The sequence below is a fragment of the Methylobacterium sp. E-066 genome, from assembly GCF_022829635.1.
Classification (GTDB): Bacteria; Pseudomonadota; Alphaproteobacteria; order Rhizobiales; family Beijerinckiaceae; genus Methylobacterium.
On the sequence record NZ_JAKSYO010000128.1, the window covers coordinates 1 to 22,401 of the forward strand.

A 22,401-nucleotide genomic window follows, 5' to 3' on the forward strand; every position below is an offset into this window, starting at 1 on the left:
GGTGATCGTCGATTTCGACGGCCGCGAGGTGGTCTACCCATACGGTGAACTCGACACGCTGGTCCCGGCCTACGCCACGACCATCCACAAGTCGCAGGGCTCGGAGTACCCGGCGGTGGTGATCCCGCTGGCCATGCAGCATTGGACGATGCTGGCGCGGAACCTCCTGTACACAGGGGTCACCCGCGGCAAGCGGTTGGTTGTACTGCTCGGGCAGCGCAAAGCACTGGGCATCGCAGTCCGCGGCGGCAATACACGGCCGCGGTGGACCAAACTGCGCGAGTGGCTGGGTCAGGACGATGCCGTAGAGGCGGTCCGACGGTAAAGCCGCCATGACCGGCCTCGCATTTGTCGTACAGAAGCACGCTGCGCGCGGGCTGAACTGCAACTTTCGGCTTGCGCTCTAAGGCATACTCAAGAGTTATGCGTTGGCGCGTGGCCAAAGCCTCGTGGCGGGCGGCGGCTGGCCGTGCCGGTGGAGGACCATCGTTTGGGTTGCGCCGGGTTTGAGGGCGTCATTCCGTCTTCACGGCGCAGCATGCGATCGAAACCTGCTGCCGCAACTGTTTGGCTTTGTGGCATGCCGTACCAGTGAGGCGGGGATTGCCGCGGCCGAGCAGGCGCACATGCGAGCAAACGCTGGCTGCGCTCCCAGACCGCTGAGGGCGCGTGACGCCGCTCCAAGATCCGCGATGAACTGTTACAAACTTCGCGAGCCATCCATGGCTTCACGATCGAGAGCTGAGATCCCGGACATCCGCGTTCGGACGCTTCAGGCACGACGCCGAGTCGTTGCCTTTCCCGGCATCTCGACCCCCCTGTCCCGCCGCTTTTCCCTGTCGGCAGGTTTGTTGCCTCTCGCTCCTCCAGAGCTTGGCTCTGGCGTCCGCTGCTGCGGCTGAGAGGCGTGTGCGTCGAGGAAGCGACGACATGCGTCGAAATTCGTCTCGATCTCCGTCGGACAAGTGATGCCCCGCTGCTCCGCCAGACCGCGCGCGTAGCTGAGCATCGCCGCGCTCGGAACACGCTGTTGGCCGGGCTGGCTGACGCCGTCGTTTTGAGGCGCGCGCGGCCCAGCATGGGTGTCCAGAAAGGCCCGGCAGACGCTGATGCTGCTCTTGCAGCCGCGCGGCAGCTTCACGCCCTTTCGCTCAGCCAAGCTCACTGCGAACGACAGCATGGCCGAGGTTGGTGGCCGATTGTCGGCCTGACCGTATGGGATCAGGCTTGGGTCGAGGCTGACCACCGGTGAGTTCGAGATCACGGCGATCAGCTCATCGAGACGCGCCCGCGTGCGATGTTGAAACGCGTCGGCGCGCTGGATGGCCTCAGCGCGCGTTTTGGCACGACCGATTTCTGCCAACTCCGCCTCGAACATCGCTCGCCCCACCGGATCACCGTAGGCCGGGAACACGCGTCGCACCGCCGTGATGAACGCCAGCCCCACCTCGGTGACTTCGATGGCTGGATCCTTGCCGTTGGACAGCGTGATGTAGCGACTCTTCAAGAGTTTAGGCAGGATCGTATCGCGCGTGGCGGCCGTGCCGAGCCCCTTAGGCTCGTTTGGGTTGACCGGGTTCTCCAGGGCGCGTTTGACCATCGGATCATCCACTTGATCGATCAATCGGCCCATCACCACCGGGAGCTCGCCTCGTGTGATCCGCCGCGGCGGCTCGGTCATCGCGGTAGCGACGTCAGCAGTTACTGCCGATGCGCCCTCACCGTCGTTTACAACCGGTAGGCGGGCGGAAATGGCCTCCCCCTCGCGCCTGGCCTTGCCGGGCACGGCGTCCGCTTCGAGTTCCGTCTCGCTGCCGTAGACCGTACGCCACCCGGGCGCACGTATGACGTTGCCGGAGACGGCAAACCGTTTCGGGCCAACCGGCGTCCGTACCTCGGCAGTCACGCTGGTGCGAGCATCGATTCCGTCGGGGAGGTGCGCGGCCAGGTAGGCTTTCGCGACGAGCTCCCACAACCGGAACTGATCGGCTGAGAGGCGGCTGCGATCAGGGACCTTGCGCAAGGGCACGATCGCGTGATGCTCACCCGGATCCTTGACGTAGTGCCCTTTGATGCCACGGCGGATCACAGGCACATGATCCCGCGCGATGAGGCTATGCAGGTCGGTCAGCACGGTGGCGATCGCGGCGATCACCGTTGCAGCATCAGCAGCCTGCCCCTCCGGTAGGTACTCGGCCTCCGTGCGCGGGTAGCTGAGGTAGCCCTGATCGTACAGGTCCTGGGCGATGCCCGCTGTGTGTTGGGGATCCCAGCCGAACCGCTTGGCGCATCGCCGGGCGAGGGTGTCCTTCGAGAAGAGCCGGGGCGGTGCGCGTCGCACATCCTTGTGCTCAACCGTCAGGGGGCCCGACCACGTCGCGGCAGCTGTCCGGATCGTCTCGGCGATCTCCGCGTTGAAGATCCGCTCTTTGGGTGTGTGCCACAGGGTCAGCTCGGCACCGGATTGGGTCCCCAGGCGCAAAGCGACCTTGAAGAAGTCCTGCGGCACGAAGGAGCGGATACGCTCCTCCAAGTCGGTGAGGATAGCCAGGGTGGGCGTCTGCACCCCGCCGAAGCGCCAGGGTTCCCGGAAAGCAGGCGGGCGCAGGCGCAGCGAGATGGCCCGTGTGCCGTTCAGGCCGAGATGGTAGTCCTCATACTGCCTGCACAGCGCTTCGAGGTAGGCAGCGTAGTCGCGCTCGCCCGAGCTCGGTTCCTTGGCTAGGGCAGCGAAGGCGCGGCGGATTGAGACGTCGTCGAGCGCGCCAAGCTTGAGCCGGTCGACCCGGCCGCGCCAGCCGAGGTGCTCCAGCACCTCCCAGGCGATCATGGAGCCCTCGCGCCCCGGGTCGGTGGCGATGATCACGCGCTCGACGCCACTCAGCGCCTGCCGGATGGCGGCGATCTTTGGCTCGTGCGATTGGCCGGACCGGTTCGTGCCGCAGCTGACCGGAATCGTGGCGAGCTTGATTGGCAGCGCGTCGAAGCGCCAGGTCTTCCACTCGGGCCGAATGCTACCCGGCTCCTCGGCCGACAGCAGGTGCCCCTCCGCAGCCACGCAGACGGTGTTCGGCGAGCGGAAGAAGCGCTGCAACTGCCGCATGGCCGAGGGCTTCTCGAAGAAGAATAGCGTGCGGCCGGAACTTGAAGGTGACATGTCGCTGCCCGCAAAGGCGCCCGCTACACGCGGTAGCATGTTCGTATTTTGTTCTAAAATGACTGCCCGCGCAACTGGAGTGTCCGCTTCCAAGCAGTCCGAGGGATCAAGTTCGGCAACTTCTGGCCGAAAGCAGAACGTCCGCTTCGAAGAAGAACTGCCGCCAGAGCGGACATCGAAGTGGGCACGACGCTAATGCTGCTACGCCGACCTCGCCTTTCTCAAGCTGAAAGTACCTTCAGCCTTTCGGCCAAAGTCGCCGATGCGAAGTCGCCGCGATTGAGGATCTGGCTGGCGCCGCGAAGCTTCCTCCGGTCGTCCGCCGAGAATTCGCGACCCGTAAGTACAATCACTGGGATGTCCGAACAGCCGGGTACGGCTCGAACGCCCTCCAGGAAACCGAAGCCGTCCATGATAGGCATGTTAAGGTCGACGATCACGACGTCCGGCCTGGTATCTGCCGCGTGCTGCAGGCCTTCTTCACCGTTCGCGGCTTCCACGACCGACCAGCCGTCCTCCTCTAGGGTGGACCGCATCGCCATGCGGGTCACGGCCTCGTCTTCGACCAGCAGCACGGTGCCGCGCCGGTCCGTCTCCGCCAGCCTGAACTGGTTCACGATCTTGCCGAACCGTGACCAGTCGACCGGCTTTAGCATGTAGTCCGAGGCGCCAAGCGACGCTGCAAGATTGCGCTGGTCGACGGACGTCACCATCACGACCGGGATCGACGCAAGCTTTTCGTCCGCCTTGATCTGGCTTAGCACGGACCATCCATCCACACCCGGCATCATCACGTCCAGCAGGATGGCCCGCGGCCGCAGCCTCCGGGCGAGTTCGAGCCCGCTCCTGCCGTTCGCCGCTGTCTGTACCTGGAAGCCCTCGCGATGAAGGAATCTCGTGGTGAGAGCAAGTTGGTCCGTATCGTCGTCGATGACCAAGATGACATCGCCTCCCACCTCGTCGTCTGCGATGACGTCTGGATCAGGCGATGCTTGCTCGTCGGCTAGGGGAACGAAAGTCGCTGGCACAGTGAACGTAAAGGTGCTGCCCTGGCCAGGGACGCTGGACACTGTGACCACCCCCGCGAGCAGGTCGGCGAAGGAACGCGTGAGCGAAAGACCAAGCCCGGTCCCGCCGAAGTTGCGCGTCGTGGAAGCATCGGCCTGCTCGAAACGCCGGAACAGGCGTGACACCTGCTCAGCTGTCATGCCTATCCCGGCATCAGAGACGGCGAACGAAAGCCGGTCGACACCTGAGGCGTCCGTCGTGCGCGAGGCGGCAAGCGTGATAATCCCGCTTTCCGTAAACTTGGCTGCATTGCTCAGGAAATTGAAGAGCACCTGCCGCGTCTTGGTCAGATCGGAATGCATCCGGCCCAGCTCGGGTGCCAGCTGCAATTCCAGCTTATTACCCTTCTTACCGATCAGCGTAGCGACCGAACTCGCGACGTCGCGCAGCATGTCATCCACCGCGAAATCCTCGGCGTAGACCTCCATCTTGCCGCTCTCGACCTTGGAAAGGTCCAGCACGTCGTTGATGAGCCCGAGCAGGTGACGGGCGTTGCGCTCGACCTTGCCAATGTCGGCCACAAGGTCCGACGCATCGCAGCCGTCCGCGATCTCCTCACCCATCATCTCGCTGTAGCCGATGATGGCGGAAAGCGGTGTGCGAAGTTCATGGCTCATATTAGCCAGAAAATCGCTCTTTGCCGTGTTAGCCTGCTCGGCCGCTTCCTTAGCAGCCTGCGCCGCAGCGTTGGCGCTGGTCAGCGCCGCCTCCCTGTCGACGAGGACGTGGTTCGCTGCGTTGAGCCGCTCCAACGTAGCTTCATTCTGCAGGACGGAGCGGCGCAACGCGTGGCAGATCCACACCATAGTCGCACCGACCGTCACGTACTGACCCAGCAGCGCGACGTCGACGCCGCCGAGTATCCCGTCGCGCGTGTAGAACCACGCGGCGATCAAGGTGGACAACGAGAGCGCCAGCGTCCCGGCCCCCCAGCCGAAAGCCAGAGTGACGACCATGAGGACAGGAATGTACAGCAGGAACGGAGCGACATGGGCTGGAGCCAGGAACCGAACGAAGGTCATGGCGCCGATCAACAGCAGCGTGACACCGTAGTCGGTTACCGGCGAATGACGCCGGCGGGCGACCGTCCCGATCAATTTGTGCAAGCTGCTCATGGGTAGTGAGTGTCACGACCCGCGAGCTATGGAAAGCGAGCGGCTCCCGCCACTGCCAGCCCTGGAACGGAACGAACGTCTTCGCGGGTTGTCCAGTGCGGTAATCATGCTCAGGCGGGCGAGCCGACCGCGTTTAGCGCGTAGTGGCCGACTGGATCCGGCCGAAAGCGGGACTTCCGCTTCTGAGAATGCTCTGCGGGAAAGCGGACTGCCTTGGCACCTGCCCAATGACGGCAGAGGCTTGGTATCAGCCGGCCTCAGCTTCGACGGATCGGGCAGGAAAGCCGCTCCGCATGACTGTGGAGCGGAATCTTACGATCTGACGGTACGAGGTCAGACGTAGGTCTACATCCGCGGATCCGACTCAGGCGTTCGCGCCGCCATCGATCGTGATGGCAGTGCCGGTGATCTGGCGCGCAGCCGGGCTCGCCAGGAACGCCACCGAGGCTGCTATATCTTCAGGCTTCCCGTAGTGGCCGAGGGCGGTCATCGACCGCTGCAGGTCCGATTGAGCGCCATCCGCCGGGTTCATGTCGGTGTCGGTCGATCCCGGCTGCACGAGGTTCACGGTGATGCCGCGTGGACCAAGTTCACGCGCCAGCCCTCGCGTGAACGAGAGCAAGGCCGATTTCGACATGGAATAGACCGTCACGCCAGGGAATGGGACCCGCTCCCCGAGGCATGAGCCGATGGAGATGATCCGGCCGCCGTCCGCGAGGTGCGGGATGGCCGCCTGCGACGCCAGCACGACCGAGCGGACGTTGACGTCGAGGATGGCATCGATGTCGGTGAGACTCATCTCTGCAAACGGTCCACCGCGGGCGATGCCGGCGTTATTGACGAGAATATCGAGCCCCCCGAGGCTCTCGGTTGCTTCGTCGACCGAGCGCTTCACCGCCGACGCGTCGGCGCTGTCGGCCTGGATGGCGATGGCGCGGCGGCCCTTTGCCTCGATGGTGTGGACGACGCCGGCCGCCCGTTCAGCGGATCGCTCGTAGGTGATGGCGACGTCCGCGCCCCGGTCGGCGAGCGCCAGAGCAATGGCGGCGCCGATGCCGCGCGATGCGCCCGTCACCAGGGCACGCTTGCCTGCCAATTCGCTCATGGTCCGATCTTTCTGTAATGGATGACACAGAAATGGCTAGATGCGTTGTCGGCTCGGGTCAAGCGATTTATAGATCGAACGATGCAGAAATTGTCTCCGCCATCGACCGCAGCTGTTGCAGTCCGCGGGCGCGGACGACCCCGTGCCTTCGACCGTGAGGCGGCCCTCGGCCAGGCGATGCAACTGTTCTGGCGCCGGGGCTTTGCCGCGACATCCATTTCCGACCTTACTGCAGCTATGGGGATTGGCTCGCCGAGCCTCTATGCGGCGTTCGGCTCGAAGGAGGCCCTCTACGCCGAGGCGTTGCGCCACTACGGCGAGCAATACGAGGCGAAAGCCTGGGCCAACTTCGCCGCAGCAACGACCGCCCGCGCGGCCGTCGAGGCGCTCCTGATCGACTCAGCAGCTGCGCTGACCGATTCCTGCGGACGCATGGAGCCGCTCGGTTGCATGGTGACGCTTTCGGCGGCCGGCAGCGAAGGACACGCGGAACTTGGTGAATTGGTCCGGACGGCCCGCGCCATCGGGCTGAGAAGAGTCGAGGAGCGGCTTGATCGCGCGGTTGCGGACGGCGAGATCGGCGCCTCGGTGGACGTTCCCGCGCTCGCACGCTTTGTGCTGACGGTGCAGAACGGCATGTCGCTTCAGGCCCGCGATGGTGCAACCCGAGAGGAACTTGAGGCGGTCGCCCATCTCACGATGTCGGCGTGGGATGCTCGGGTCGGCTGTTGAAAGTCTTCGTCCGCTTTAAGAAAACGGCGGGAACCACGAAAGCAGGGATGGGTGCCATCCGGCCAGGCTGATCTGGCCGAAAGCCGTGTGACCGGTTCCGAGAAGATGTGCTGGAACAGCGGACGGCCTGCTACCGACCCCATTCGGTCGTCTGAGACAATTTGCTTTATTGCCCGGAAGCGGACGACGAAAGGTGTGCCGATCTGGCAAGTGGTACTGAGGAGGACCCCGAAGAAGCGATCAGCTGAGACTTCCGAACCCTGCGAGCTCCCGGGTCCAGGTCAACGCCTGCTCGCTGAGGCTGATGCCGAGGCCAGGGCGCGTCGGCACCAGCATCCGCCCATCTTTCAGCTCAAGGCGTTCGTTGAATAGCGGCTCAAGCCACTCGAAATGCTCCACCCACGGCTCCCGCTGCATGGCAGCCGCGAGGTGGATGTGCAGCTCCATCGAGAAGTGTGGGGCGATGGTCATGCCGGCGAACTCGGCCAGCGTCGCCACCTTCAGGTAGGGCGTGATGCCACCGACCCGGGGCGCGTCCGGCATCAGGAAGTCGGCGCCGTTTTGGCGGATGAAGTCCCAATGTTCGGACACGCTCGTCAGCATCTCGCCGGTGGCGATCGGCGTGTCGAGGGCGGCGGCCAGAGACGCGTGGCCGGCGGCGTCGTAGCAATCGAGCGGCTCCTCGATCCAGATCAGGTTGAACTGCTCGAAGATCCGGCCCATCCGCATCGCGGTCGGACGATCCCATTGCTGGTTGGCATCGACCATCAGCGGGAACGCCTCGCCAAGATGTTCCCGAACGCGGGAGACCCGCTCGATGTCGAGGGCCCAATCCGGTTGCCCGACCTTCAGCTTGATGCCGCCGATGCCCTTCTCACGGGAGCGGTCGGTGTTGACCAGAAGCTCCTCCAGCGGGGTGTGCAGGAACCCGCCGGAGGTGTTGTAGCAGCGCACGCTGTCGCGTTGCGCCCCGAGGAGCTTGGCGAGCGAGAGGCCGGCGCGCTTTGCCTTCAGGTCCCAGAGGGCCACGTCGAAGGCGCCGATCGCCTGCACGGCGAGGCCGCTGCGGCCCACCGAGGCTCCGGCCCAGGCGAGCTTGTCCCAAGCCTTGGCGATGTCGCTCGGGTCTTCCCCGAGGAGCGAGGGGGCTATTTCGCAGGCATGGGCGAACTGCCCCGGCCCGCCGGCTCGCTTCGAGTAGCTGATACCGAGGCCGCGGTGACCGTCCGAGGTCTCGACTTCGCAAAACAGGATAACAATCTCGGTCATCGGCTTTTGCCGGCCGGTCAGCACCTTGGCGTCGCTGATCGGGGTCTTGAGCGGCAGGTAGACCGAGCGCAGGCGGATGCCGGTGACGGTGTCCTGAGCCATGAAGTCCTCCAGAGTTTGGGATTGGGGCGGTCAGGCCCGGGCGGTGCCGACGTCGCGCAACAGGACGGGTTCGGCATCCGGGGCGCGCTCGTCGCTGCGGATCTCCAGGCGGTTCAGCGGCCCGACGATGACGAGGTAGGAAAGGGCGCCAATCAGAGCGACCACACCGATGTAGACGAGGGCGAGGTCGAAGGAGCCCATCTCCTTCACGATGATGCCGATGGCGAGCGGCGTGACGATGCTGGCGAGGTTGCCGCACAGATTGAAGATGCCGCCGCTGACGCCCATGATCTGCTTTGGCGAGACATCGCCGACGATGCACCAGCCGAGATTGCCGATGCCCTTGGCAAAGAAGGCGACACTCATCACCACGATCACGAACACGTCGGACGGCACGTAGTTGGCGAGCACGATCGTGCTGGAGAACAATAGGCCGACGATGATCGGCGTCTTGCGCGCCGTCGTCAGGCTGAAGCCGCGCCGGAGCATCCAGTCCGACCATAGGCCGCCCGCGAGGCCGCCGAGGAAGCCGCAGATTGCCGGGATCGCCGCCACGAGGCCGACCTTAAGGATCGACATGCCCCGCGCTTCGAGCAGGTAGGTCGGGAACCACGTCAGGAAAAACCACGTGATCGTGGTCAGGCAGAACTGACCGATATAGATGCCAATCATCATGCGGTTGCTGACGAGGGCCTTGACCTCGGACCAGCGGATGCGATCGCGCTTGTCGCCCATGTTCGGCAGGCCGCCACCGGCTTCAATGTAGTCGAGTTCACCCTGGTTCACGCCTCGATGGTGGCGCGGCTCGTGGACGTAGAGCAGCCACACGACGCCGAGGATGATGCCGACGCCGCCAGCCCAATAGAAGATCGCCTGCCAGCTATGGGCGTGCAGGATCCACGTCATGACCGGGGTGAACACGGCCAGCGCAAAGTACTGGGCGGACTGGAAGATCGAGGTCGCGAAAGCGCGTTCCTTCGTGGGGAACCACATCACGGTGAGGCGGCTGTTGGCCGGGAAGGCCGGCGCCTCCGCGATGCCCATGAGAAAGCGCAGGGCGAACAGCGCCAGGAAGGTGAAGGAGACAACGTGGACGAGGCCCTGCATCATCGTGAGGGCTGACCACAGGATCAGCCCGATGCCGTAGACGAGGCGAGCGCCGTACTTGTCGAGCACCCAGCCGCCTGGGATCTGCATCGCCGTGTAGGCCCAGCCGAAGGCCGAGAAGGCGAGGCCCATTGTGATCGCGTCGAAGCCGAATTCGGTTCGCATCGACGAGGCGGCGACCGACAGGGTCGCGCGATCGACGTAGTTGAAGGTCGTTGCGAGGAAGATCAGCGCCAGGATGACGTATCTGACCTTGGTCTGCTTGAGCGCTTGCCCTGCCTGAGCCACGGCGATCCTCCGATGTCGAGGCCCGTCTCGGTGCTCAAGGAGCAACGGCAGCCTTCGTTCAGCGGGACTCGTGGAGCAGAGCCGTTTACGTGTCCAACATCATTCCTGGATCGATTGATGCGCAATCGGCATCGATGCATGAAGGCGGCTCACAAATTTGTAGTTTCGAGCTGCTGTCGAATGCCCTGTATTCGCGAATGCAAGCTAAGAGCGGCCAGTCCATTTTCCACCCGACCCCGCCGTTCAGAGACGCCAGTCGACGTGACTTTAACGGCCGAAGGCGGCCTGCCCGCTCTGGAGCAAGGGATGCAGAAAAGCAGCCTTGATCGTGCCGAGAATTTTTAACCGACGGCGGTCGCGTCAATTTGGGCAGACGTTATTTAAGGGAGGATATCCGGCCTGACCTGATCGAGACGGTAAGCCTTCCTCGCAGCGGTGGCTGATTTGGCATCCGAGTTGCTCATCCTTCCGGTACGCGTCCGGAAAACATTTATGGCTGAGCAGATCTCTTCACCCTTCCAGGCAGGCGTCGGAATTGGGCGCCCCCGGCTCGGCTTCGCCCTCACGGCGATCCTGATCGTCTTCTACTTCGGCTTCGTCGGGCTCGGCGCCTTCGCGCCCGCCGTCCTGGCCAAGCCCCTTGTCGATGGCGGTACGGTGACCGTCGCTTTCGCGTACGGTCTCTTCGTCATTGCGCTCGGCGTCGTGCTGACCGGGATCTACGTGCTCATCGCGAACCGCGAGGGCATCCGATGAGTGTTTCAGCGGCGCGCCGTACGCTGATCGGTCTCGCTCTCCTCGCGCCAGCACCGGCGCTCGCGCAGACGGGGGGCGCCGGCGGTGGCCTCAACCTGACGGCGATTGCGCTCTTCACCACCGTCGTTATTGGCACGCTGCACATCACCTACAGAGCGGCAAAACGGACGCAATCGGCTTCCGATTTCTACACGGCCGGAGGACGGATCACGGGCTTCCAGAACGGACTCGCGATCGCCGGCGATTTTATCTCGGCAGGCGCCTTCCTCGGGCTTGCCGGCCTCGTCTACGGTAACGGCTTCGACGGCCTCATCTATGCGGTTGGATACACAACGGGGCTGCCAATCGTGGTCTTCCTGATGGCGGAGCGGCTCCGCGCGCTCGGCCGCTTCACCTTCACGGACGTCGCCTGTACGCGCCTTCAGGAGAAGCCGGTCCGCATCTTCGCGGCCTCGGCGTCCTTGGTCGTGATCGCATTCTACCTCATCGCTCAGATGGTGGGAGGCGGGCAGCTCATCCGTCTTCTGCTCGGCCTCGATTACATTTACGCGCAGTTCATCGTTGGAATTCTGATGATCTGCTACGTCCTGTTCGGCGGCATGGTCGCGACGACCTGGGTGCAGATCACGAAAGCGGTGCTGTTCATCATCGGCGGGACCGTGATCGCGCTGCTCGTAATGGCCCATTTCGGCTTCGATTACGGCGCCCTGCTTCGGCAAGCGGTCTCTCGTCACCCCCGCGGCGAGTCGATCCTGACACCGCAATTCTTGTCCCGTGATCCCATCTCGGCGATATCGCTCGGTCTCGCGCTGATGTTCGGGACCGCGGGCCTGCCCCACATCCTGATGCGGTTCTTCACGGTGCCCGACGCCCGCGCCGCCCGGATATCCGTATTCTGGGCGTCCGTATGGATGAATTACTTCTTTGCGCTCGTATTCATCATAGGGTTCGGAGCGCTCGCCCTGGTCGCCAAGAATCCAGCCTACGTGAATGCCGCCGGCGGCCTGATCGGCGGCGGGAACATGGCGGCGATCCACCTCTCGCACGCGGTCGGCGGCGACCTGATGCTGGGGTTTATCTCGGCCGTCGCTTTTGCGACCATCCTCGCAGTCGTGGCGGGTTTGACGCTCGCTGGGGCGACCGCGGTGTCGCACGACCTCTACGCCAGCGTGTTCCGACGCGCCGGCGCGAGCGATGCGTCCGAGGTCCGCGTCTCACGCTACGCGACCGTGGTCCTAGGGATCGTCGCGATCGGGCTCGGCATCGCGTTCCAGAACCAGAACGTCGCCTACATGGTCAGCCTGGCGTTCTCAATCGCCTGCTCGTCGACGCTGCCACTGCTGATCCTGGTCCTATATTGGCCGGGGCTCACCACGCGCGGTGCCGTGACCGGGGGATGCGTCGGGCTCGGAACCGCGCTCTTGTTCACCATCCTAGGTCGGCCGGTCTGGGTCGGCGTGCTGGGCTACGCGACACCGATTTTTCCGATTGATCCGCCGACGATCGTGACCATGCCGCTCGCGTTCCTCGTCTGCTACGTCGTGTCCGTCATGGACAGAAGTCCGCAGGCGGGGATCGATCACCAGCGCAGTGCCTCAATCGGCCGGACAGCACCGCCCGCTTCCGTGCCGGCGGAATGAACCAGCTCAGGATTGCAGCATGATGAAACTGATCAGCGCGACACCGAGCCCGTATGCCCGCAAGGTGCGGATCGCGCTCGCCGAGAAGGGCATCCCTTTCGACCTGGAGACCGAAGTGCCCTGGCACGGCACGTCCGTGACACCGCAGTATAATCCGCTCGAGAAGCTGCCGGTCCTCATCCTTGAGGATGGCAGCGCCGTCTACGAGTCGCACTACATCATGGAGTGGATCGAGGCGAAGTGCCCGACGCCGCCGCTCGTTCCGGCGGATATCGACGGCCGGCTCCTGGCACGCAAGTTCGAGGTGTTATGCGACGGCACCTGCGACGCGTTCGTGCTCATGTTCTTCGAGCAAATGCGCGAGCAGGGGCGGCAGAGTCCGGAATGGATCGCCCGACAGCGCCGAAAGGTGGATGGCGGAATGCGTGAGATCGCCCGCCTGATCGGCGACCGTGATTACGCGGTCGGCGACAGCTTCGGGCTCGGGGACATCGCGGCCGGGACGGTCGTCGGGTATCTCACCGTTCGCTGGCCGGATTACGCGTGGCGTGAGCAATACCCAAGCCTTGCCGCCTACAGCGATCGCATGGAACGCAGGCCTTCCTTCCAAGAGACGAAACCCACGCCGCAGCAGATCACCGAGAAGGTGGTGTAGTCTGCCATGCGTCTGTTCCGGCCGAGCACGTCATCGTGGGGAGGTAAACCATGATAGGCCATGGCCTTGAACAGGCCGCGCGGATCATCGCTGAGAACGTCGCCTCGGCCTTCGAGAGCCCACCGAATCGGAGATCGTTTCAGGTGGGCGAGCGCGAGATAGTCGTTGCTGGCCTGATTCGCGAATTGCTGCCCGTTTTACCGTTGGCGGAAAGCGATACCCTGGCCCAAGCACGCAACCGATATCTTGCGGTTATGGCGGAGGTTGGGATCTTCGGCCCACGTGTCGAGGCAATCGACCCCGGCGACGGATCAGTGACAATGCGGCGAGCGTGAACACGATCAAACCGAAAGCCGCCTGAGAATAGTCAGTCACGATTATTTGGTGCCAAGTCGCGCTCAACCTCGATCAACGCTGCCGTAGCCGAGTTGAGGCTTGTCAAATTATTGCCAATCAAGCGCAAATATTTTCGGATACAAATTGGCAACATACGGGCAGACCCTTATGAAGAGCTCAAGTGCTTTCATTTCGCTTCTGCGGTCGTATTGATCAGATATGATGCGCAATGAGCACTAAGCCTAAAATTGTTGCTCGACTTGCAGATAGTATGGGCTAACGTTGCACTTTAGAACGGCGCCAATCAGGTGGTTCGATCGGTCAGGTTCTGGCCAGGTTCCTGCAGTTTGTGGTCGTCTTGTTCACTTCCCGGTCCGGGGATGGTTCGGGTGTTGGGATCCCGCGCGACCAGTAGGGAAGAGCCCCAAACAATTCCAGACAAGCAGATGTGGCGAGCGTCGCATGGCCGATATCAAGATACGTATCCCATCGGGCACCTCTAGGCTGCCCACAAACCAAGCAGATCCCAAACGTCATTGGTGAAACGCCTGCGGATGCGCTCCTTCAATGCGATTCCCGCGTTCGCGGCTGCCGACACGCTGCCCCCGCTCTTTAGTCTGACGCCCTCTCCATCACAAGGACGAGGCGGGGCCGCGGCCCCGGAACTTTACCGAGGATCAAGATAATGGAATCTATTCCAAAGTTTCTCCAGGGCGTATTTGAATACTCCGGGGCCGGACTTGACCAGTCGGCCCTCCTAGCATCGACATTAATCTATACGGTTCCAAGTACCAAGCGGGCGCAGTTTGTTTATCTTCGCGCAGGCAATTCAGGACCCGAACTGATCTGCCTGTCGCTGGTCATCGCCGGGAAGGCCGCCCGTTACCTACCGATCGGCGCTAAGGCCGGCATGAACGTGCCGCTGACGATCGTCGAAGATCTGCCGCCGGACACGCAGGTTGAGATCCACCTCTCCGCCCCCGAGGGAGCCACCGGCCAAGTCGTGGTCGATGTCGGCCTCCTGGAGATCTGAACGGTCCGATCGCGCGAAGAACCCAGCAAGAGAGCCTTCATGAGCAAGCAGAGACTCGTGGTCGTCGGAAACGGCATGGCCGGCGCCCGTGCAGTGGAGGAGGTGCTGGCCCGGGGCGGCGCCGAGATGTTCGACATCGTCATGTTCGGCGACGAGCCCTACGGCAACTACAACCGCATCCTGCTTTCCGAAATCTTGAACGGGACTCAGGATACCGACGGGATCACCATGAACCCGCTATCTTGGTATGCGGAGAACGGCATTACGCTCCATGCCGGCCACCGCGTCGAGAAGATCGATCGCGCCGCCAAGGTCGTCATCGCGAACACGGGCGTGCGGGAACGCTACGACAAGCTGATGATCGCCACCGGCAGCCGCGCCTTCATTCCGCCTATACATGGCGTACGGATGGAGGATGGTAGCCTCAAGCCCGGTGTCTTCGGCTACCGCACCGTCGCGGATTGCCAACAAATCGTCGACTACGCCCGAAGCAGCAAAGTCGCGGTCACGATTGGCGGCGGCCTTCTGGGCCTTGAAGCCGCGCGCAGCATGACTGTGCTGGGCTGCGAGTCGCACGTAGTGCACCTCGCCGGCCATCTCATGGAGATGCAGCTCGATGTGGCCGCGGGTGGGCTCCTGAAGAAGACCATCGAGGGTATGAACATCCAGGTTCACACCGCAAAGCAGACCACTGAGGTAATGGGCACCAACAAGGTCGAGGGGCTGCGCTTCAAGGACGGCACGGAGCTGCCGTGCGACCTCGTCATCGTCGCAGCCGGGATCCGCCCGAACTCGGAGATCGGCCAGTTCTCGGGGCTGACGGTCGAACGCGCCATCGTCGTCAACGACCACATGCAGTCGGTGGACGACCGCGATATCTACGTGGTCGGGGAATGCGCGCAGCACCGTGGCCGGCTCTACGGCTTGGTCGCACCGCTTTACGAACAGGCGAAAGTCTTCGCCGAGCACGTCACCCGGACCAATGTAAACGCGGCCTATCACGGCTCGAAACTCGCCACGAAGCTGAAGGTGATGGGTGTCGAACTCGCGTCGATGGGCATCACCGATCCGACGGACGACAACGACGAGGTCGTGCAGTTCACCGAGCCGAAGCGCGGCACGTACAAGAAACTGATCGTACGCGACGGCCGGTTGGTCGGCGGCATCCTGATGGGCGACATTTCCAAGGCGCCGTTCCTGATGCAGGCCTTCGCGCAGAACGCACCGCTGCCGGACGAGCGTCTGTCGCTGATGTTCGACCTCGGCACACCGTCCGCGAAGGTCACCTATGACGAGATGCCGGCGGAGACTCAGGTCTGTAACTGCAATGGCGTAACCAAGGCCGGCATCGCGGCCTGCGTTATAGCTGGCGCTAATAGCTCCAAAGCGGTGATGACTCAGACCCGCGCCGGCATGGGCTGCGGCGCCTGCAAGGGTGAGGTGACCGAACTTGTTTCGTGGCTCCTGGGCGGTGAGGTCGAGGAGGACCCGTCGGTCCACTACTACGTGCCGACTATCCCGCTGCGGAAACCGGAACTGATGAGGGAAGTGGTCGCCCGCGGCCTCAAGTCGGTCTCCTCGGTGTTCCGCGAACTCGGGAACGGCGAGGTCGATGCCGGCGCTAAGCCGGCGCTCGCCTCATTGCTGATCACCGTATGGAAAGGCGAGTACGACGACGAGCGCGACGCGCGTTTCATCAACGACCGCGTCCACGCCAACATCCAGAAGGATGGCACCTTCTCGGTGATCCCGGAGATGCCCGGCGGCGTCTGCACGCCCGACGAGCTGGTCCGCATCGGCCAGGTGGCGCAGAAGTACAACGTCCCGCTGGTGAAGCTGACCGGCGGGCAGCGCGTCGACCTCGTCGGCCTCAAAAAGGATGATCTGCCCAAGATCTGGAGCGACCTGGGCTTCAAAGCGGGCTATGCCTGGGGCAAGAGCTACCGCACCTGCAAGAGCTGCATCGGCACCGATTTCTGCCGGTTCGGGCTGGGCGATTCCATGGGCTTCGCCCAGCGCATCGAGCGGCGCTACCGCGGCATCGACAGCCCGGCTAAACTCAAGCTTGCCACCGCTGGATGTCCGCGTAACTGCTCCGAAGCCTACGTGAAGGATGTCGGCTTCGTCGCGATCGGCGACGGTAAGTGGGAGATCTACGTCGGGGGGGCTGCCGGCGCCCATATCCGCAAGGGCGACCTGCTCACCACCGCCAAGGACGAGACTGAGGCGATGCTGATCGGCAGCCGCTTCATGCAGTTTTACCGCGAAAATGCGAAGTGGAAGGAGCGGACCTACACCTTCATGGAGCGGGTCGGCCTAGAGCGGGTCCGCGCCGTGGTGGTGGACGACAGCGAGGGGATCTGCGCCGATCTCGACGCGGCCATGGAGGCCTCGATCGCTGCCTGTGTCGATCCCTGGCTCGAGGCGGTCGCCCCGAAGACTGCCAACCAGTTCACTTCGGTGATCCCAGCAAAGGAGGAAGCGTAATGGCGGCCGGCGAAGTGCTGCTCGGCGCGGTCAAGCAAATCCCGACCGGTGAGGGGCGCACCTTCCGCGTCGGCGAGCTGGAGATCGCCGTATTCCACACAGCAGAAGAACAAGTATACGCGACACAGGCTCTCTGCCCGCATCGCCAGGGGCCGCTGGCAGACGGTCTCCTGGGCGGGACCACGCTTATGTGCCCACTGCACGACCGAACTTTCGACCTAAAATCCGGTTGCGGCACGAGCCACGAGCATCTCGGTCTCGTCACCTATCCAGCTTGGGTCGTCGACGGCCAGATCTGGGTGCGGCCGGAGCCTGTCCAGGCCGAGGCGGCGGAGTAAAATCGGCGACTTCTTTCCAAACAATCAAGGAGTCTCTGCCATGGTCTCGCAGAGAGCGATCCGGATCGAGCTCTTCAATTTTAGGACTCCGCAAATGCGGGCCTTTCACCTGACCTGGATGGCCTTCTTCGTCTGCTTCTTCGCTTGGTTTGCGACCGCCCCGCTAATGCCGATCATTGGCGCAGACCTCAAACTTACCAGCGGGCAGATCTACAACATCACCATCGCCGGCGTGTTCGCTACCATCTTGGCTCGAACGATCATCGGGCCAATGTGCGACAAGTACGGGCCACGGCTCACGTATACGATCCTTTTGGCACTGGGCTCGCTGACGGTCTTTGGTGTCGCGTTCGCGTGGGACTACAGCTCGTTCCTGATGTTCCGCCTTCTCATCGGCATCATCGGTGCGAGCTTCGTGGTCACCCAGTACCATACCTCGGTAATGTTTGCGCCAAACGTCGTTGGGACCGCCAACGCAACCGTCGGCGGTTGGGGCAATGCCGGCGGAGGATTTACGCAAAGCGTGATGCCGCTCGTCCTCGGCGCGATCGTGGCCGCGGGTGTCAGCACAGGTACCGGTTGGCGCTACTCGATGATCGTACCTGGTGTGCTCATGCTTGTCATGGCAGGTCTGTACTGGCGGTTCACACAGGACACTCCAGAGGGCAACATTCCGGAACTGCGCCGCCAAGGGGTTTCGGTCGATAGCGGCAAAAAGGGCGGCTGGGAGGTGATGAAAACCGCCGCACAGAACTATCGAGTCTGGCTACTCGCGGCCTGTTACGGAGCCTCGTTCGGCGTCGAGTTGTTCGTGCACAGCATCGCGGTCACGTACTACTACGATCACTACCATCTCTCGGTGATCGATGCCGGGTACGCGGTCGGCGCGTTCGGACTGCTCGCACTGTTCGCGCGTGCGCTTGGCGGCCTGTTGTCCGATCGTGTCGCCCGCACCAAGGGACTCGACGGTCGCACATGGCTGCTGTTTGGCCTGATGATGGGCGAAGGTGTCTTCCTTGTAGCCTTTTCTCAGGCCAGTGCCGTAAGCTTGGCCATTACGGCCATGCTCGTGTTCGGCCTATTCACGCACATGGCCTATGGCTCGCTCTATGCGCTCGTGCCATTCATAGATCGGAAGGTCCTCGGTGGAGTTGCCGGCATTATCGGTGCTGGCGGCAACATCGGTGGCGTCGCGGCTGGTTTTCTGCTTCGCGGTACCGGCGACGTGCAGCTCTGCTTTCTCATCCTCGGCTGTGCCGCGATCGCCTGCGCGTGCGGAGCCGCCCTCATCCGATTCTCGATCAAACATAAGCAGGACGAGCAAGCGCTCTACGATGCGGCCATCGCACAGCGCTATGCCTTGATGGGCGGCAGCGCATCAGTCCTGACTTGATCTTCAAACATCCGTCGCGCGTCAAACGAAATCACACGGGCCGATACATTTCGAACGCAGATATTTATTCTCATCAATGAATAATTCGATACACGAACAGAATAAGTACTAATAATTTCATCTGCACGCTTCACCGTAGTCAAAAATTATTATCATCAGGCGCTTGAGGACAGGGATCCGCCAATCTGAGGCCGGGGTGAACATCTGAGATCAGATACTAATCAACGCTTTTGATTTTTTAATGGTAACCGGCTGAGGTTCCCACCGAAATTCGGTGAGTAACTCGCCGCTGGCTGCGAATGTGCCTTGCCAACCCAGCTTGCCGACGATGATCGTGACCCGTGACCGGCCTTTGTATCTGCCATATCCACGCGCGATGCGACTCTCAACGCACCCGAGAGCAGCTTGTCTTCGCAGAACCCATTCTTCTAGGCCAAACTTGTGCGCCAATTCTGCAGGCGTGATAAGCCAACCACCGTCTTCGTCGAGATCGAGGCGCACTGGCTAGTCCTCCGCTTCTCAAGCGGTTTTGCAAGCAGCAGACCACATTCAAACCGTGTGTACCTATGCATCTTCAACAACGCGCGCCTCCGCCAAACCTTATGTCGTAGTTGACGGCCCTCATAGCGCTCCCAAGGATTTCGATCGCAAACGATCAGACTCGAACCGGAGCTCTAACTCGAACGGCGCTCCATCTCGATTTCCCCGTGCACGGGCTGAAGTCGACGCAGCGCGTCCTGAACTCACCTCCGTAATGCAGAGGTCATCGACGGGTCCGAACGTTCATGTTTGGGTTCGATCTCGGTGCTAAAATAGGTCCGATTGGAGACGTACCTCGCGCCTCGATCCTAGAGGACAGGCGCTCGGCCTCCGTGATCCTCCCACCCTACAGGAGGGCTCGAGGAGCGCAGTAGATCGATGTATGACGCTTCGATAGTACGTCCAATGGCGCACCTTGGACCGTCGGCAACTAAAGCTCACGGGGAGGTTGCTCATCATGCTCAAGAATTTCCGCAGGCTGCCTCAGACCTTCAGTTGCACTGGCCGCGGCCATATCACGAAGGCTGGCCCGGTCTCGCGTCTGTTAAGGCTGAGAAGGTGGATGTGAGCCGCAACGGTTAGATAGTAAATCGCCACATGATCGGCGGGTCGTGATCGGGCATCGTGCTGCCGTCCAAAGGAGCCCACTCTTTTTGTATGGCCGCTATGTTCCCGCAATCGGAGAAGACAAGGTCCTGCCTCTTAAACCTGGCTTCGATCGTGATACCGCTCATGAGTTTGAGCAGGACGGGCTTACCGTCGAAGGGCCCAACGATGTCCATCCATTCTGGCATCGCCTTCCACTCAGCCGAGTCGGTCACAGTTCACCTCTGCTGATGATCGCCAACACCATCTGCGAATTCCACGCACGAGATGGGCCAGGTCCAATTGTCGGGCCTCATCCCAGTTTCACGCGAATCCCTATTGCGGGGCACGGCAGATCATTCCGTGATGGGCGGGGGCCAGTCTCGGGGAAGCCGCGGTGTGTCCACGCGGTCCCTGTGGCCGAGTGTTTCACTTGATAGAGTGCCCGCCCCGACCAATGTTCGTTCGCTCGGATGCGAATAGCCCTGCGTCGGGGCGGTTTCACGAATGTCCGCAATGCGGAAGCGATCGAGGCCCGTGAAATGGCCAGGATGGGCGCGTTGCAGAATGACTGCTTCCGGACATAGAACCCGCTCTCGTGTTGCCTTCACCGCGGCCGTGGGTCGCCCGGTTGCCACGAAGCTGGCACCTTGTACTCGCGTGGCTCTGTGGTCGGCCTGTCATCCGGCTCTTGCGGTGAGAGCGCCTCCTGGGCACGGCGACGGTTTACTTTCGGAAGGATGCTCGCCCGGCTGCGCCGGGCGAGTGGCTGCATCCGTGCGCTCCGCTCCCCAAGGTAGAGCAGGGCGCAGCTCGTGGCGTCGACTTGATCGTCGTGCTGCCCGGTCGGGAACGCTAGAAGCTCGTTGAGATACGTGGCCAACCACGGCGCTTCGGTCGGGAGGTGGATCTGCCCGGCCTCGAACAAAGCCGACTGGGCGAGCAATCGTGCCATCTTGTCGAAGCGCGGCTTGCGTAAGATTGGACGCAGTTCTCGCCCATGTCGCAGCATCTGCGACACGGCCCGGCCCAGCTCAGTATCCTCGATCAGCGTCGCATCCGCTTGCCAGCGCTCGCTGAGCGCCAGGATCGCTTTGTGCAATCCGGGCGCTTCAAGCCGGGCGCGTAGGACATCGAGAAGGTAGAAGTCCGTACCGACCATGCCCCACACCGTTCCGACCGACCAGTCACTACGCTCCGACAGCGTCGAGGCGGTGTCCCAGGCGACGACGAGCCGATCGAACTGGCTCGGCGGCCGATCGTATGTGCGCAGCCATTCGCGACGGATGACATTGCCGCCCGGCGGCACTGGATCCTGTTGGTATTGGGCAGAGAACGTCAACGAGCCGATAGCGCGGCGTGTGGCGTCCAACACCTCGGACGGCTCGCGTTCCGGATGAAGGACCTCACCGGCAGCGCGGGCGTAGACGTCTTGTGGGCGGGGTCCGATGGCGTAGGCCTGGGGCTCAGGCGCGATGGCAGGGATAACGAGCCGCTCCCACGCTTCCGACTCGCTCACATGTCCGACGAGATCCTGCTCGTGCAGCCGCTGCATGACCAGGATGATCGCGCCCTCGAGCTTGTTGTTGAGACGCGTGCGATGCGCCGTCGTCCAGAGGTTCGTCTCGCGGGTGCGCACCGCCAGCGAGAGCGCGGAGGCTGGGCTCATCGGGTCGTCGCCGATGATGAGATCGGCACCGCGGCCGAGGACCGAGCCCGCGATCGACACTGCGTAGCGGTAGCCGCGCGCGGTGGTGATCGTCTCCATCTCGCGATCGCCACCGCGCTGGATCTGGAAGGCGGGGAACAGAGCCCGGTACCACGCGCTCGTCACGATCGATCGGAACGCCGCCGCGTGTGCCTTGGCTAAGGCATCCGTGTAGGAGACGCAGATGATGCGCTGGCGCGGGTCGTGGCCGAGCACCCACGCGGTGTAGGCGATCGTGGTGACGATCGACTTGCCCGAGCGTGGCGGCACGTTGATGATCAGGCGCTTGGTCGTCCCATCGCGCACACGGCGCAGGGCTTCTGCCATCGCCGCGATGTGCCAGTTTTCCTGATAGGCGATACCGGGCTCCAGGGTCGCGAAGCATTTCTCGAGGAAAGCTAGGAAGTCGGTGCGCAAGACTGCCTGCAGGAGATGAAGCTGGTCACGCATCGCCTGCCCCTGGGCTCAGCAGCTCCGGATCGGGCGCGCTCTGTCCCTCCTCGGGCTCACTTCCAGTTCCGGTCGCATCCGCGAGCGACGTGACGGTCCGCCCGGTCCGCCGATCGAGTGCGCGCGTGATGACCTGCTCGTCCTCCGTGGGATCGAAGCTCGCCCGCGCCGAGATGGCGACGGCGCGTTGCTCCGCCTCGGCGCGTCGCCTGCGGTCTGTCCGTCGCTCGTCGAGGCGGCGGGTCGCGGCGACATCGCCGCCGGCCGCCTTGACGAACAGCACGTGATCGATGGCCTCGTCGCGGGTAACGCGCTTGGGTTTGCCGTCCACCGTGATCGTCACATAGCCGTCGAGGAAGTCCGGCGCACGGGCCGCGTCCGCGGCCTGCACGCGCGGCTTGCCGCGCCGCCCGTAAGGATTGGGCGTGGGGGCGCCTTTCCTGAACTGCCGGTCGACCGGGGGCCGGCAATACCCAACCGATCCAGGTTCGCGTGACGGATCACCGTCTGGGCCGCGCCGCTCGCGAGACATGACGG

General features: G+C 63.0%; 19 protein-coding genes. 11 read left to right on the top strand and 8 right to left on the bottom strand.

Annotated features, from left to right (window positions below):
* A partial coding sequence (locus MKL20_RS18850) for an ATP-binding domain-containing protein (protein ID WP_244037950.1) occupies positions 1–325 on the top strand: 325 nt, incomplete at its 5' end.
* Positions 326–567: 242 nt separating this feature from the next.
* Entirely contained in the window at positions 568–663 is a 96-nt protein-coding gene (locus MKL20_RS18855; RefSeq protein ID WP_244037951.1) for a hypothetical protein, read from the top strand.
* A gap of 109 nt (positions 664–772) precedes the next feature.
* Here the strand turns inward: MKL20_RS18855 and MKL20_RS18860 are convergent, their stop codons facing one another.
* From MKL20_RS18860 to MKL20_RS18870, 3 genes are all read right to left on the bottom strand, one after another.
* Positions 773–3,157, bottom strand: coding sequence for a type IA DNA topoisomerase (locus MKL20_RS18860; RefSeq protein WP_279594862.1), 2,385 nt, complete (start codon positions 3,155–3,157; stop codon positions 773–775).
* Positions 3,158–3,378: 221 nt separating this feature from the next.
* On the bottom strand, positions 3,379–5,340 hold the full coding sequence (locus MKL20_RS18865; protein WP_244037953.1) for a response regulator: 1,962 nt from the start codon (positions 5,338–5,340) through the stop codon (positions 3,379–3,381).
* A 364-nt stretch (positions 5,341–5,704) separates the two neighbouring features.
* Positions 5,705–6,445 carry a 3-oxoacyl-ACP reductase family protein gene (locus MKL20_RS18870; RefSeq protein ID WP_244037954.1) on the bottom strand — a complete coding sequence of 247 codons (741 nt, stop codon included), beginning with the start codon at positions 6,443–6,445 and terminating at the stop codon, positions 5,705–5,707.
* 81 nt (positions 6,446–6,526) lie between these two features.
* On the opposite strand from MKL20_RS18870, the gene MKL20_RS18875 reads away from it, so the two are divergent.
* Entirely contained in the window at positions 6,527–7,177 is a 651-nt protein-coding gene (locus MKL20_RS18875) for a TetR/AcrR family transcriptional regulator (protein ID WP_409568168.1), read from the top strand.
* A 240-nt stretch (positions 7,178–7,417) separates the two neighbouring features.
* Here the strand turns inward: MKL20_RS18875 and MKL20_RS18880 are convergent, their stop codons facing one another.
* Together MKL20_RS18880 and MKL20_RS18885 are read right to left on the bottom strand one after the other, a co-directional pair.
* A complete protein-coding gene (locus tag MKL20_RS18880) occupies positions 7,418–8,548 on the bottom strand; it encodes an L-talarate/galactarate dehydratase (protein ID WP_244037956.1) in 1,131 nt (376 codons plus the stop codon).
* A 30-nt stretch (positions 8,549–8,578) separates the two neighbouring features.
* On the bottom strand, positions 8,579–9,943 hold the full coding sequence (locus MKL20_RS18885) for an MFS transporter (RefSeq protein WP_313902736.1): 1,365 nt from the start codon (positions 9,941–9,943) through the stop codon (positions 8,579–8,581).
* 492 nt (positions 9,944–10,435) lie between these two features.
* On the opposite strand from MKL20_RS18885, the gene MKL20_RS18890 reads away from it, so the two are divergent.
* The 8 genes from MKL20_RS18890 to MKL20_RS18925 all read left to right on the top strand — a co-directional run bounded on the left by MKL20_RS18890 (position 10,436) and on the right by MKL20_RS18925 (position 18,581).
* Entirely contained in the window at positions 10,436–10,699 is a 264-nt protein-coding gene (locus MKL20_RS18890) for a DUF485 domain-containing protein (protein WP_244037957.1), read from the top strand.
* Positions 10,696–12,339 (top strand): cation/acetate symporter ActP, encoded by a 1,644-nt coding sequence (actP, locus tag MKL20_RS18895; RefSeq protein ID WP_244037958.1) that lies wholly within the window; start codon positions 10,696–10,698, stop codon positions 12,337–12,339. Before MKL20_RS18890 ends, actP begins: the two co-directional genes overlap by 4 nt.
* 19 nt (positions 12,340–12,358) lie before the next feature.
* On the top strand, positions 12,359–12,994 hold the full coding sequence (locus MKL20_RS18900) for a glutathione S-transferase family protein (protein WP_244037959.1): 636 nt from the start codon (positions 12,359–12,361) through the stop codon (positions 12,992–12,994).
* Between the two features lie 50 nt (positions 12,995–13,044).
* Positions 13,045–13,329, top strand: coding sequence for a hypothetical protein (locus MKL20_RS18905; RefSeq protein ID WP_244037960.1), 285 nt, complete (start codon positions 13,045–13,047; stop codon positions 13,327–13,329).
* Positions 13,330–14,015: 686 nt separating this feature from the next.
* Positions 14,016–14,363 (top strand): molybdopterin oxidoreductase, encoded by a 348-nt coding sequence (locus MKL20_RS18910; protein WP_244037961.1) that lies wholly within the window; start codon positions 14,016–14,018, stop codon positions 14,361–14,363.
* Positions 14,364–14,402: 39 nt separating this feature from the next.
* Entirely contained in the window at positions 14,403–16,850 is a 2,448-nt protein-coding gene (gene nirB, locus MKL20_RS18915; protein ID WP_279594859.1) for a nitrite reductase large subunit NirB, read from the top strand.
* Positions 16,850–17,188, top strand: a complete 339-nt coding sequence (locus MKL20_RS18920) for a Rieske (2Fe-2S) protein (RefSeq protein ID WP_244037963.1) — start codon at positions 16,850–16,852, stop codon at positions 17,186–17,188. Before nirB ends, MKL20_RS18920 begins: the two co-directional genes overlap by 1 nt.
* A gap of 40 nt (positions 17,189–17,228) precedes the next feature.
* Positions 17,229–18,581 carry an MFS transporter gene (locus MKL20_RS18925; protein ID WP_244037964.1) on the top strand — a complete coding sequence of 451 codons (1,353 nt, stop codon included), beginning with the start codon at positions 17,229–17,231 and terminating at the stop codon, positions 18,579–18,581.
* 210 nt (positions 18,582–18,791) lie between these two features.
* Here the strand turns inward: MKL20_RS18925 and MKL20_RS18930 are convergent, their stop codons facing one another.
* The 3 genes from MKL20_RS18930 to MKL20_RS18940 all read right to left on the bottom strand — a co-directional run bounded on the left by MKL20_RS18930 (position 18,792) and on the right by MKL20_RS18940 (position 22,396).
* A complete protein-coding gene (locus MKL20_RS18930) occupies positions 18,792–19,082 on the bottom strand; it encodes a DUF6522 family protein (protein ID WP_244037965.1) in 291 nt (96 codons plus the stop codon).
* 1,231 nt (positions 19,083–20,313) lie between these two features.
* Positions 20,314–21,864, bottom strand: a complete 1,551-nt coding sequence (gene terL / locus MKL20_RS18935) for a phage terminase large subunit (protein WP_244037966.1) — start codon at positions 21,862–21,864, stop codon at positions 20,314–20,316.
* On the bottom strand, positions 21,857–22,396 hold the full coding sequence (locus MKL20_RS18940; protein WP_279594860.1) for a DUF5681 domain-containing protein: 540 nt from the start codon (positions 22,394–22,396) through the stop codon (positions 21,857–21,859). The genes terL and MKL20_RS18940 overlap by 8 nt, the downstream gene beginning before the upstream one ends.
* Positions 22,397–22,401: the final 5 nt, after the last annotated feature.